General features: G+C 70.8%; 11 protein-coding genes. 6 read left to right on the top strand and 5 right to left on the bottom strand.

Features of this window, described 5'->3' with window-relative positions:
- Positions 1–22 precede the first annotated feature (22 nt).
- From RL72_RS16310 to zapE, 3 genes are all read right to left on the bottom strand, one after another.
- Positions 23–598 carry a type II toxin-antitoxin system PemK/MazF family toxin gene (locus RL72_RS16310; protein WP_045251939.1) on the bottom strand — a complete coding sequence of 192 codons (576 nt, stop codon included), beginning with the start codon at positions 596–598 and terminating at the stop codon, positions 23–25.
- Between the two features lie 40 nt (positions 599–638).
- Positions 639–1,874 carry an ammonium transporter gene (locus tag RL72_RS16305; protein ID WP_045251938.1) on the bottom strand — a complete coding sequence of 412 codons (1,236 nt, stop codon included), beginning with the start codon at positions 1,872–1,874 and terminating at the stop codon, positions 639–641.
- Positions 1,875–2,021: 147 nt separating this feature from the next.
- The gene (gene zapE, locus RL72_RS16300; protein ID WP_045251937.1) at positions 2,022–3,074 is read right to left on the bottom strand and encodes a cell division protein ZapE; all 1,053 of its coding nucleotides are present in this window, start codon (positions 3,072–3,074) and stop codon (positions 2,022–2,024) included.
- A gap of 178 nt (positions 3,075–3,252) precedes the next feature.
- On the opposite strand from zapE, the gene RL72_RS16295 reads away from it, so the two are divergent.
- Together RL72_RS16295 and RL72_RS16290 are read left to right on the top strand one after the other, a co-directional pair.
- A complete protein-coding gene (locus tag RL72_RS16295; RefSeq protein ID WP_045251936.1) occupies positions 3,253–4,146 on the top strand; it encodes a sulfurtransferase in 894 nt (297 codons plus the stop codon).
- 19 nt (positions 4,147–4,165) lie between these two features.
- A complete protein-coding gene (locus RL72_RS16290; RefSeq protein ID WP_045252144.1) occupies positions 4,166–4,630 on the top strand; it encodes a SufE family protein in 465 nt (154 codons plus the stop codon).
- Between the two features lie 25 nt (positions 4,631–4,655).
- On the opposite strand, the gene RL72_RS16285 is transcribed toward RL72_RS16290, so the two are convergent.
- The gene (locus RL72_RS16285; RefSeq protein WP_045251935.1) at positions 4,656–5,816 is read right to left on the bottom strand and encodes an alpha/beta hydrolase family protein; all 1,161 of its coding nucleotides are present in this window, start codon (positions 5,814–5,816) and stop codon (positions 4,656–4,658) included.
- 25 nt (positions 5,817–5,841) lie between these two features.
- On the opposite strand from RL72_RS16285, the gene RL72_RS16280 reads away from it, so the two are divergent.
- The 4 genes from RL72_RS16280 (at position 5,842) to RL72_RS16265 (ending at position 11,085) form a co-directional block, all read left to right on the top strand.
- Entirely contained in the window at positions 5,842–6,423 is a 582-nt protein-coding gene (locus RL72_RS16280; RefSeq protein ID WP_045251934.1) for a DUF3000 domain-containing protein, read from the top strand.
- Positions 6,416–7,612 (top strand): HRDC domain-containing protein, encoded by a 1,197-nt coding sequence (locus RL72_RS16275; RefSeq protein WP_045251933.1) that lies wholly within the window; start codon positions 6,416–6,418, stop codon positions 7,610–7,612. Before RL72_RS16280 ends, RL72_RS16275 begins: the two co-directional genes overlap by 8 nt.
- A gap of 114 nt (positions 7,613–7,726) precedes the next feature.
- Positions 7,727–8,932: a thiolase family protein gene (locus RL72_RS16270; protein ID WP_045251932.1), complete on the top strand. Its 1,206-nt coding sequence runs from the start codon at positions 7,727–7,729 to the stop codon at positions 8,930–8,932.
- Positions 8,933–8,940: 8 nt separating this feature from the next.
- Positions 8,941–11,085: a 3-hydroxyacyl-CoA dehydrogenase NAD-binding domain-containing protein gene (locus tag RL72_RS16265; RefSeq protein ID WP_045251931.1), complete on the top strand. Its 2,145-nt coding sequence runs from the start codon at positions 8,941–8,943 to the stop codon at positions 11,083–11,085.
- 53 nt (positions 11,086–11,138) lie between these two features.
- On the opposite strand, the gene RL72_RS16260 is transcribed toward RL72_RS16265, so the two are convergent.
- Positions 11,139–12,764, bottom strand: a complete 1,626-nt coding sequence (locus tag RL72_RS16260; protein WP_045251930.1) for a GMC family oxidoreductase — start codon at positions 12,762–12,764, stop codon at positions 11,139–11,141.
- Positions 12,765–12,766: the final 2 nt, after the last annotated feature.

The following is a 12,766-nucleotide window of genomic DNA, read 5'->3' as shown; positions in this document are numbered from 1 at the left end:
CCTCAGCACCGCGCGGCCGGCCTCAGCCGGCGGTCCATCCGAACCGTCGTTCGAGAACACCGGCGACCCTCTCGAAGCGGTCGCGGTCGAGGGCCGCCGCCTCACGGCGCACGCCCGAGACGTGCACGCTGTAGAGCTGGTCCACGTCGACCCAGCTCTCCCTCCCCTGGCCGTCCCAGGGACCGGATCCGAGGGAGAGGAAGTCGCGGTCGCCGTCGTGCGACTTGCTGGTGAGCTTCACCGCGTACACGCGATCCGCGGACTGGGTCGCGATCACGAGCACGGGACGGTCCTTGCCGCGCCCGTCGCGCTCCGCGTAGGGCACCCACGTCCACACGATCTCGCCCGCGTCCGGAGCGCCGTCCCGCTGCGGTGCGTAGCGGACGCGGAGTCCGCGCACCGATCTCGGATCGAGTTCGACCGTCTCGGCGATGCCGCCGTGGCCCGGCTCGAGAGTGGCCGTGCCCGCGGCCGGGCGGTTCCCCGTCGCGGGCCGACGCGCCGCCTCGGTCTTGCCGGAACCACGGGCGAACGACGTGAGGATCGCCGCGCCTGCGGCGACGAGCGCGGACAGGATGCCGTTGCCATTGGTGGTCACAACGACACCCTATCCGCGCGTTCCCGCATCCCCGCGGGTCTCACGAGGTGAGCGCGTAGCCCTCCTCGCCGTGCACCACGAGGTCGACGCCGGCGATCTCGTCCTCGCTGGTGACACGGAAGCCGATGGTCTTGTCGATGACGAGGCCGATGATCAGCGCCACGACGAAGGAGTAGACGAGCACCCCGCCCGATGCCAGCACCTGGACGACGAGCAGACGGAGGTCGCCGCCCGTGAACAGGCCCTGCCCGGTGGCGAAGAAGCCCAGGTAGATCGTGCCGATGAAGCCGCCGACGAGGTGCAGGCCGACGACGTCGAGCGAGTCGTCGAAGCCGAGGTGGAACTTGAGCTCGACGGCCAGCGCGCACACCGCTCCGGTGATGGCGCCCAGCAGCAGCGCCCAGCCCGGCGTCAGGTTGGCGCACGCGGGGGTGATCGCCACGAGGCCCGCGACCGCGCCGCTGGCGGCGCCGATGGAGGTCGCCTTGCCGCCGCGGATCCGCTCGATCAGGATCCAGCCGAGGATGCCGGCCGCGGCCGCGCCGAAGGTGTTGATCGTGATGAGGCCGACGCCGTCCATCCCCTTGGTGGTCCACTGCGCCCCGGCGTTGAAGCCGAACCAGCCGAACCACAGCAGCGCGGCGCCCAGAAGCGTCAGCGGCACGTTGTGCGGCTTCTGGATGCCCTTCTGGAATCCGATCCGCTTGCCGAGCACGAGGGCGAGGGCGAAGGCGGCGGCGCCCGCGTTGATGTGCACCGCGGTGCCGCCCGCGTAATCGATGAACTCGATGCCGCTCTTCTCCCCGAAGAGCATCCCGCCCAGGTGCATGATCCAGCCGCCGCCCCACACCCACGCGGCGATCGGGAAGTACCCGACGGTGGCGAAGACGCCCACGAAGATGAGCCACGGACCGAACTTGGCGCGGTCGGCGATGGCGCCGGAGATGAGCGCCACGGTGATGATGGCGAAGGTCGCGCCGTAGCCCACGGTCAGCAGCGCGACGTTGGAGCCCTTGCCGCTGGCGAGCGACGCGAGCCCGAAGTCGGCGAACGGGTCGCCCGCGAACTGGGTGGGAGACGAGACGCTCGCCATGGACGAGCCGTACAGGATCCACAGCACGGCGACGAGCCCGATCGCGCCGAAGCTCATCATCATCATGCTGATGACGCTCTTGGCCTTCACCAGGCCGCCGTAGAAGAACGCCACTCCCGGCGTCATGAGCAGCACGAGCGCCGTCGCCGTGACTCCCCAGGAGATGTTCCCTGTCGCTTCCATGCCTTACGCCTCCACCTGATCGCGTTGTGCGTTTCAGTGTGTCGACGCTGTGTTTCGTGCGGTCGCGGTGGATGTTGCGGCGGTGTTACAGGACGCGCTCCCGTGTGAACAACGTGTTTCGCAGAGTGCGCGGTCCCGGACGGCGGCTCAGCCGGCCTCGGGTCGCTCCGCGTGCGAGAGCGCGTTCAGACGGGAGATCGCGCGCAGGTACTTCTTGCGGTAGCCGCCGCCGAGCATCTCCTCGCTGAACACCTCGTCCAGCGGGCGTCCGGTCGCGAGGATCGGGATCTGCGCGTCGTAGGCGCGATCCACGAAGGCGACGAAGCGCAGCGCCTCGGACTGGTCGGTGAGCTGGCGCACGTCGCGGATGCCCAGCGCGGCGAGGCCGTCGATGAGGCGGATGTACCGAGAGGGGTGCACCTGCGCGAGGTGCTTGACGATCTCGTCGAACGCGTCGTCCGACACCCGGTGACTGGCGCTCAGCGCGGCCAGCTCCGCGCTGTACTGCTCCGGCGTGAGCGAGACCGCGTGGCCGTCGAGGGCGCGCTGCCGGAAGTCGACCCCGTCGATCCGGATCGTCTCGAAGCTGTCGGCCATCGCGTGGATCTCGCGCAGGAAGTCCTGCGCGGCGAACCGGCCCTCGCCCAGGGCGTTCGGCGGCGTGTTCGAGGTGGCGGCGAGGCGGGTGCCCGAGCCGACCAGCTCCCCGAGCAGGCGCGTCATCACCATCGTGTCGCCCGGGTCGTCGAGCTCGAACTCGTCGATGCACAGCAGGTCCGATCCGCGCAGCAGGTCGACCGTGTTGCGGTAGCCGAGTGCTCCGACGAGCGCGGTGTACTCGATGAAGGATCCGAAGTACTTCCGGCGGGCCGGCATGGCGTGATAGATCGACGCGAGCAGGTGGGTCTTGCCCACGCCGAACCCGCCGTCGAGATAGACGCCGGGCTTGGTCTCGGGGACCTTGGGCGCGCGGCGGAAGAGCCCTCCGCGCTTGACCGGCTGTGCACCGGTCGAGAAGGCGACGAGCTGCTGCTTCGCCTCCTCCTGCGAGGGGTAGACAGGATCGGAGCGATAGCTCTCGAAGGTCGCGCCGTCGAACTGCGGCGGCGGGACGAGACCCCCCAGCAGTTCGGTGCCGGTCATCTGCGGCTGGCGGTCGATGAGATGGACGACGCCGGCGGAGGCGGCCTGATCGGTCATACGGATCCTGTGTCGAAGTCTTACCCTGCGGATGCGCAGGGGCGCACGGGGTTCTAGTGTCGAAGTGACGGATCAACCCTACGCCGTCGTCGTCCCCGGTTTCACCGCGCGTCATCGCCTGCGGCGGGACCGTTCACGAGCACATCGCCCTGCAACACCATCACCGAGGGAGCCCCCTGTGACCGTCGAGTTCGACACCTCATCCGCTTCGTTCGCCGACTACGCGGAGCCCGGCCGTCTGGTCACCACCGACTGGCTCGCCGCGCACCTCGGCGAGGAGGGCCTCGTCGTGGTGGAGTCCGACGAGGACGTGCTGCTGTACGAGACGGGCCACATCCCGGGCGCGGTGAAGGTGGACTGGCACACCGAGCTCAACGACCCGGTCGTGCGCGACTACGTGGACGGCGCCGGCTTCGCCGAGCTGCTGAGCCGCAAGGGCATCGCGCGGGACGACACCGTGGTCATCTACGGAGACAAGAACAACTGGTGGGCCGCGTACGCGCTCTGGGTGTTCTCGCTCTTCGGCCACGAGGACGTCCGCCTGCTCGACGGCGGCCGCGACCGCTGGATCTCCGAGGGGCGCGAGATCACGACCGACCTCCCGAACCGCGCGGCGACCGAGTATCCGGTCGTCGAGCGCGACGACACGGTGCTGCGCGCGTACAAGGACGACGTGCTGGCCCACCTCGGCAACCCGCTGATCGACGTGCGCTCGCCGGAGGAGTACAACGGCTCGCGCACCTCGGCCCCGGCGTACCCCGAGGAGGGCGCGCTGCGCGCCGGACACATCCCGACGGCGCAGAACGTGCCCTGGGCGAAGGCCGTCGCAGAGGACGGCGGGTTCAAGCCGCGCGCGGAGCTCGAGGCGATCTACCTGGACGGCGCGGGCCTCGCCCCCGGGGACGAGGTCGTCGCCTATTGCCGCATCGGAGAACGCTCCGCGCACACCTGGTTCGTGCTGAAGCACCTCCTCGGCTTCGAGAACGTGCGCAACTACGACGGATCGTGGACCGAGTGGGGCAGCGCGGTGCGCGTGCCGATCGTCACCGGCGAGGAGCCCGGTTCGATCTGAGCGTGGGAGAATGGCGGGGATGACCGATCTCCCCGCCTCTCCCCTGCCCGATCCGCACGCCCTCCCCGACCGGCTGGCGCAGATCAGGGACGAGTTCCTGGAGCTTCCCGAGCCGGATCGGCTGCAGCTGCTGCTGGAGTTCTCGAACGAGCTCCCGCCGGTCTCGGACGAGGTCGCAGCGCATCCCGAGATGACGGAGCGCGTGGCCGAATGCCAGTCGCCCGTGTACATCTATCTCGAGGTGGCCGACGACGCGGTGACGATGCACGCCACTGCGCCGGCGGAGGCGCCGACGACCCGTGGGTTCGCGAGCATCCTCGCGCAGGGCATCGCCGGGCTGAGCCCGGACGAGGTGCTGGCGATCCCGGACGACTTCCCGCAGTCGATCGGACTCACCCGGGTCGTGTCTCCGCTGCGCATCTCCGGGATGACCGGAATGCTGATGCGCGCCAAGCGTCAGGTGCGCGCCCGCCTCGCCGCCTGAGCGCGTCGTCGCGGGACCGCCGGGCTCAGTCGGCGAATCCGTGCTCTCCGAGCCAGTCGCTGATCGCGTGTGTCCAGCGGGTCTGGTCGTAGTTCCAGAGCTTGGTGTGACGGGCGCCCGTGAACACGGGCATCGTCACCAGATCGGGGCGCGCCGCCGCGAGAGCGTGCGAAGCATCGGACGGCACGAAGCCGTCGTCGTCGCTGTGCAGCAGCAGGATCGGCACGTCCAGCTCGGCCGAGCGGGCGACCATGTCCAGCGCGTCGAAGGCGATCGCCTGGTCCGCGCCGCTGAGCCGTGCCGACCAGGGCTGCTCCAGAGCGTCCATCGCGAGCTGCGGGAGCGGATCCCACAGCCCCATCTCCCGCGCCTGGTACCGCAGCACGGTGCGCCAGTCCACCACCGGCGAGTCCAGGATCATGCCCACGACCGCGCCGCCGTGGTCGGAGGACACGAGGGTCTGCAGCGCGATCGCGCCGCCCATCGACCAGCCCATGAGGAGGATCCGCTCCGCTCCGTGACGCAGCGCATACGCGATCGCGGTGTCCACGTCCCGCCACTCCGTCGCACCGAGGCCGTACGAGCCCGGCCGCGTGCGCGGGCCCTCGCCGTCGTTCCGGTACGACGTGACGAGCACGGGCAGACCCGCGGCGTGCAGGACCGGGACGGCCCGCAGGCACTCCGAGCGCGTCGCGCCGCGGCCGTGCACCTGGATCACCCAGGTGGTCGACGCCGCAGGGAACAGCCACGCCGGACAGGGGCCCGCCGGTGTGCCGATCAGCACGGACTCGTACGGCAGGTGCAGCTCGCTCGGAGCCAGGTAGTAGTAGCCGCTGAACGCCGCATGGCGGCCGATCTCGGCGCCGGGCTCGATCTGCGTCAAGAGCTTGCGGCGCACGGTGCCGCCGTCGGCGTGCAGGACCGCACCGAGCTTGACGTAGCCCGGCGTCCCGTCCACGTAGAGGCCGTAACTCCCCGGGAGCTCCGTGTCGGGTGTGCGTCCGAGTTCGATCGTCTGCGCCCCGGTGTCGACCGCCAGGACCTCGGTGTCGTTCTTGCGTGGCGCTGGGGTGATCACCTCGCGCGCGATCCGTAGCACGAGGGCTCCTCCGATCGCGGCGCCGAGAGCCGCGGCCCCCGCGAGTGCGATCGCGCCGACCGTCGCGGCGTGCCTGAGACTCTTCATCGCCTCCTGACTCTAGTCTGTCCGCGTGAGCGCTCATCCCGGACCTGACGGCGCCTTCGCGCACGCCGCCGAGCAGCTGCGGGCGCTGCGATTCCGCACCGACATCGTCGTGCGCGAGATCCCCGCGCCTTCGGGGCTCGCCCCCGACGCCCTGGCGTTCGCCGCCGACGTGCGCCCCGACGAGAACGGCGACTCGCTCTACGGCACGGGCCGGTTCGTGCTGCTGCACGACCCCGCCGCGCCGGACGCGTGGGGCGGGCCGTGGCGCATCGTCGCGTTCGCCCAAGCGCCCCTCGAGCCGGAGATCGGCACGGATCCGCTGCTCGCCGATGTAGCGTGGTCCTGGCTGATCGACGCGCTGGCCTCCCGCGGCGCGACGCACCACTCCGCGTCCGGCACCTCGACGAAGACCCTGTCCAAGGGGTTCGGCGGGCTGGCCGCGGAGGGCGACGGCGCACAGATCGAACTCCGTGCGTCGTGGTCGCCGACGGGCCGGCTCGCGCCGCACGCCGAGGCGTGGGCGGAACTGGTCGGAATGCTGGCGGGACTGCCGCCAGGCTCAGAGGACATCGCCGTGTTCGGCGCCAGGAGAACCATCCGTGACTGACTACGTCGTCATCGACAGCGATGAGGCCTTCGCGTCCGCCGCACACGCGCTCGCCGCAGGACAGGGACCCGTCGCCGTCGACGTGGAACGCGCCTCCGGCTTCCGCTACTCGCAGCGCGCCTACCTCGTGCAGGTGTTCCGCCGCGACGCGGGAGCGTTCCTGTTCGACCCCATCGCGATCACGTCGTTCGCTCCCCTGCAGGAGGCGATCGGCGCCGAGGAGTGGGTCTTCCACGCCGCGAGCCAGGATCTGCCCTCGCTGCACGAGCTGGGCCTCGAGCCCGCGCGCGTGTTCGACACCGAGCTCGCCGCGCGTCTGCTCGGCTACGAGCGCGTCGGACTGGCCGCCGTCGTGGAGCGCGCCCTCGGCATCGTGCTCGCGAAGGAGCACTCGGCGGCGGACTGGTCCACGCGCCCCCTGCCGAACGCGTGGCTCGAGTACGCCGAGCTCGATGTGCTGCACCTCATCGACGTGCGCGACTTCATCGCCGCCGAGCTCGACGCCGCGGGCAAGACCGGGTTCGCGGACGAGGAGTTCGAAGCCGCCCGCGTGCGCCGCCCCAAGCCGCCCAGGGAGGAGCCGTGGCGTCGCCTGAGCGGACTGCACCAGGTGCGCGGCGCCAAGAACCTCGCCGTGGCCCGCGAGCTCTGGGAGGCGCGCGAGGAGCTCGCCCGCGAGTCCGACGTCTCGCCCGGGCGGCTCGTGCCGGATCGTGCGCTCATCGCCGCCGTGCAGGCGAACCCGCAGAGCAAGGGCGCGCTCGCCGCGGTCTCCGCCTTCACCGGACGCGCCAGCCGCAGCCAGATCGATCGATGGTGGGCCGCGATCGAGCGCGGGCGGGAGCGGACGGATCTGCCCCGCGAGCGCGTGCCGAGCGACGCGCCGCCGCCGCCGCGCGCGTGGGCCGACCGCAACCCCGAGGCCGATGCGCGACTGAAGGCCGCGCGCGCGGCCGTGGAGGCGCACGCCGAGGAGCTCGGCATGCCGACCGAGAACCTGCTCACGCCCGACACGCTGCGCCGCATCGCGTGGGAGCCGCCGGTGCCGGTCGACGCCGGCACGATCGGAGAGGCCCTCGCCGCACGCGACGCACGACGGTGGCAGATTGAGGAAACCGCACAGCGGATCGCGGATGCTTTTGTCGAAGCTGCTCAAACGCCGGACGAGGCGCCCGGATCCTCTTCGTAGGTTCAGCCCAACCGATTCGTCCGCGTATCCACCCCCGCTCCTAGGCTGAGGTCAACCCTGAAATCTGGAGGCCCGGCAGCCGCTCGGTCTTCGAACTGGATGTGTGGAGGCAGAGTGGCCGAGATCTCGGACGTCTTCTTCGTCGATGGAGTGCGCACCCCCTTCGGGCGCGCCGGCGAGAAGGGCATGTACTGGAACACCCGCGCGGACGACCTGGCCGTCAAGGCCACGATCGGTCTGATGGAGCGCAACGGCGACGTCCCCCTGGATCGGATCGACGACGTCGCGATCGCCGCGACCTCGCAGACGGGTGACCAGGGTCTGACCCTCGGGCGCTCCGTCGCGATCCTCGCCGGCCTCCCGCAGACCGTGCCCGGCCTCGCCGTCGAGCGCATGTGCGCCGGCGCCATGACCAGCGTCACCACGATGGGCGCATCGATCGGCGTGGGCATGTACGACCTCGCCCTCGCGGGCGGCGTGGAGCACATGGGGCACCACCCCATCGGCGGCAACGCCGACCCGAACCCGCGGTTCGTCGCCGAGAAGATGGTCGACCCGGGCGCCCTCAACATGGGTGTCACCGCGGAGCGCATCTTCGACCGCTTCCCGCACCTGACCAAGGAGCGCTCCGACCGGTTCGGCATGCTGAGCCAGCACAAGGTCCAGGCCGCCTATGACGCGGGCAAGATCCAGCCCGACCTCGTGCCCGTCGCGATCAAGGACGCCGACGGCGCCTGGGGCCTCGCGACCGAGGACGAGGGGCGCCGCCCGCAGACCACGATGGAGGATCTGGCGAACCTCAAGACGCCGTTCCGTCCGCACGGTCGCGTCACCGCCGGCACCTCGTCGCCCCTGACCGACGGCGCGACCATGTCGCTGCTCGCCGGATCGGGCGCCGTCAAGGAGTTCGGGCTCGCCCCGAAGATGCGCATGGTGTCGTTCGCGTTCGCCGGCGTTCAGCCGGAGATCATGGGGATCGGCCCGATCCCGTCCACCGAGAAGGCGCTGAAGAAGGCCGGCCTCACGATCGACGACATCGGCCTGTTCGAGCTGAACGAGGCGTTCGCGATCCAGGTCATCTCCCTGCTCGACCACTTCGGCATCGCGGACGACGACCCGCGCGTCAACGCCTGGGGCGGCGCGATCGCCCTCGGCCACCCGCTCGCCGCGAGCGGCGTGCGACTCATGATCCAGCTCGCCGCGCAGTTCGCCGAGCGTCCCGACGTCCGCTACGGCCTCACCGCGATGTGCGTGGGTCTCGGCCAGGGCGGGTCGGTCATCTGGGAGAACCCCTACTTCGACGGCAAGAAGCGGAAGTGAGCGCAGGAATGACGAACTACGACGCCATCGACTTCACGCCCATCATGGCCCTCACCGAGGGCGAGGTCGTCACGCACTCCCCCGTGCGCGACGTGCGTCTGCCCTCCGGCAAGGTGCTCGCCCTCATCACGCTCGACAACGGACGCGACCACACCCGCCCGAACACGCTCGGCCCGGCCACCCTCACGGAGCTCGGCGAGACGCTCGCGGCGCTGAAGGCGCGCGTCGGCGCCGGCGAGATCGACGCCGTCGGCATCACCGGCAAGCAGTACATCCTCGCCGCGGGCGCCGACCTCTCCGACATCAGCCGGGTCGGATCCCGCGACAATGCCCGCCTCATCGCGCAGCTCGGTCACAAGGTGCTGGGCTCGCTCAGCACGCTGGGCGTCCCGTCGTTCGCCTTCGTCAACGGGCTCGCCCTGGGCGGCGGCGTCGAGATCGCCCTGAACTCGACCTACCGCACGGTCGACGCCTCCGCGGCGGCACTCGCCCTTCCCGAGGTCTTCCTCGGGATCATCCCGGGCTGGGGCGGCGCGTACCTGCTGCCGAACCTCATCGGCATCGAGAACGCGCTCGAGGTCGTCGTCTCGAACCCGCTGAAGCAGAACCGCATGCTCAAGCCGCAGCAGGCCTTCGAGCTCGGCATGATGGACGCGATCTTCCCCGCCGCGAACTTCCTCGAGGACTCGCTCCGCTGGGCCGACGCGGTCCTCGGCGGCAAGAAGGTCGAGCGCAGGAACGAGCCGGGCAAGATCGAGCGGCTCACCAAGTGGCCGATCGCGATCAAGATGGCCCGCGGCATGCTCGAGTCCAAGATCGGCACCGTCCCCCGTTCGCCCTACGTCGCCCTCGACCTGCTCGACAAGGCCAGGAGCGGAACCAGGGAGGAAGGCTTCGCCCGCGAGGACGAGGCCCTCGCAGACCTCGTCACCGGCGACCAGTTCGCCGCCTCGATGTACGCGTTCGACCTCGTGCAGAAGCGTGCGAAGCGCCCCGTCGGCGCGCCCGACAAGGCCCTCGCCAAGAAGGTCACCAAGGTCGGGATCATCGGCGCCGGCCTGATGGCCAGCCAGTTCGCGCTGCTGTTCGTGCGCAAGCTGCAGGTGCCCGTGCTGATCACCGACCTCGACCAGGCGCGCGTCGACAAGGGCGTCGCCTACATCCACGACGAGATCGGCAAGCTCGAGGCGAAGGGTCGCCTGGACGCGGACAGCGCGAACAAGCTGCGCGGCCTCGTGACCGGCACGACCGACAAGAGCCTGTACGCGGACTGCGACTTCGTGATCGAGGCCGTGTTCGAGGAGGTCGGCGTCAAGCAGGCCGTGTTCGGCGAGATCGAGAAGATCGTCGCCGAGGACGCGATCCTCGCGACCAACACGTCGTCGCTCTCCGTCGAGGAGATCGGTGCGAAGCTCGCCCACCCGGAGCGGCTGGTCGGCTTCCACTTCTTCAACCCCGTGGCCGTCATGCCGCTCATCGAGATCGTGAAGACGCCGACGACGACCGAGGCGGCCCTGTCGACCGCGTTCGTGGTCGCGAAGGGCCTGGGCAAGAACGCCGTGCTGACCGCGGACGCCCCCGGCTTCGTTGTGAACCGCCTCCTCGCCAAGGTCATGGGCGAGGCCGCGCGGGCCGTCTACGAGGGCACCCCGGTAGCCGACGTCGAGAAGGCGTTCGCTCCGCTCGGTCTGCCCATGGGACCGTTCCAGCTCATCGACCTGGTCGGCTGGAAGGTCGCCGCGCACGTGCAGGACACGATGGTGCACGCGTTCCCGGACCGGTTCTACGCCAACGAGAACTTCCACGCCCTGGCCGATCTGCCCGAGGTGGTCGAGAAGGACAAGGGCGGTCGCGTGACCGGGTTCACGAAGGCCGCGGAGAAGCTCGTCAAGCAGGCGGCAGGATCGACCCCGACTCCGGCGGCCGAGATCCTGCGTCGCGTGCAGGACGGCCTCGCACAGGAGATCCGGCTCATGCTCGACGAGGGCGTGGTGCCCGAGGTCGAGGACATCGACCTCTGCCTCATCCTCGGTGCGGGCTGGCCGTTCATCGACGGCGGTGCTTCGCCGTACCTGGACCGCGAGGGCGCGTCGGAGCGCGTCTTCGGCGGCACGTTCCACACGCCGACGATCCGGGGCATCGCCCAGAGCTGATCGTTCGCGTCGCAGACGAGGGCCGTCTCCGGAGGGAGGCGGCCCTCGTCGTGTCAGGACTGCGGCGGGCGCGGATCCGGCTCTCCGCGGCGCGGCCAATAGGACACCGCACGCTCGGCGAGGGCCGTGATCGTGAGGGACGGGTTGACGCCCGGGTTCGCGGGCACGGCGGCACCGTCGACGACCGAGAGCCCGGGATGCCCCCACACCCGGTGGTACGGGTCGACGACACCGTGCGCGGGCGCGTCGGAGAGCACCGCACCGCCCAGGAAGTGCGCGGTCAAGGGGATCCCGAAGACCTCGGGCCAGGATCCGCGCGCCGCGGCGGGCACGCCGGTCTCGGCGGTCATCCGCGCCGCGATCGCGGCGGCCGCCCGGTGCGCCTCGGGCAGATGGCTCGGGTTCGGGGCGCCGTGCCCCTGGGCGCTCGTGAGGACATCGCGTCCGAATCGACGACGCAGCGAGAGCGTCAGCGAGTTGTCGGCGTTCTGCATGACGAGCGCGATGATCCCGCGCTCGCTCCACCGGCGCAGCGAGCCGAGGCGGAGCTGGCGGATCGGGTGGCGCACGATCGCCGTCCCCAGAGCCGCCAGGCGCCGGTGAAGGGGCGCCCCTCCCGGAACCAGCACCGTGGCGAGTGCACCCATCAGGTTGGACCCGGGCCCGTAGCGGACGTTCTCGACGTGGGTGCGCTCGTCCACGTGGAACGACGTGGTGATCGCCACGCCGTGGGCGAAGCCGGCACTCTCCGGGACGGACGTGGCGACCGCGCCGTCGAGCGCCTCGGAGTTGGTGCGGGTGAGGCGGCCCAGCGCATCCGGGATCCGCGGCAGCGCGCCCGACGCCTTCATGCGATGCAGCAGCTGCTGCGTGCCCCAGGTGCCCGCAGCGAGCACGACGTGCTCTGCGGTGACGGTACGCCTGCGGCCCCGCCCCCAGGCTCCGCTGCGGCGGGTCGTGACGGCGAACCCGCCTTCGGCGAGCTCCCGCACCTCCACGACCGTGCGCAGCGCCTCGATGACGACGCCGCGGAGCTCGGCGAGGGCGAGATAGTTCTTCACGAGCGTGTTCTTGGCCCCCACGCGGCACCCGACCATGCAGTTGCCGCAGAGCGTGCAGCCGGTGCGCGCGGGTCCTTCCCCGCCGAAGAACGGATCCGGCACGGTCTCGCCCGGGGTGCCGAAGTACACGCCCACCGGGGCGCGGCGGAACGTCTTCGCGACGCCGAGGTCTTCGGCCGCTCCCGCCATGATCCGCTCCACCGGCCCGGTGTGCGGATAGTGCTCCACGACGCCGAGCATGCGCTTGGCAGTGGCGTAGTGCGGGGAGAGCTCCTCCTGCCACGGGGCGATGTGCGCCCACTGCGGGTCGTCGAAGAACGCCGCGCCCGGCTGGTAGAGCGTGTTCGCGTAGTTCAGGGAGCCGCCGCCGACGCCCGCGCCGGCGAGGATCATGACGTGCGGCAGGCGGTGGATGCGCTGCACCCCGAAGCATCCGAGCGCGGGGGCCCACAGGTAGCGGCGCACGTTCCAGTTCGTGGCTGCGAAGTCCTCGTCGGCGAACCGCCGCCCCGCCTCGTAGACCCGCACGCGGTAGCCCTTCTCCGCCAGCCGCAGGGCGGCGACGGAACCGCCGAACCCGGATCCGACCACCACGACATCCTCGTCGAAGCCCGTCATCG

Origin of the sequence: Microbacterium azadirachtae, from assembly GCF_000956545.1 — a bacterium.
GTDB lineage: Bacteria > Actinomycetota > Actinomycetes > Actinomycetales > Microbacteriaceae > Microbacterium > Microbacterium azadirachtae.
This window is presented reverse-complemented; position numbering and strand designations above follow the sequence as displayed.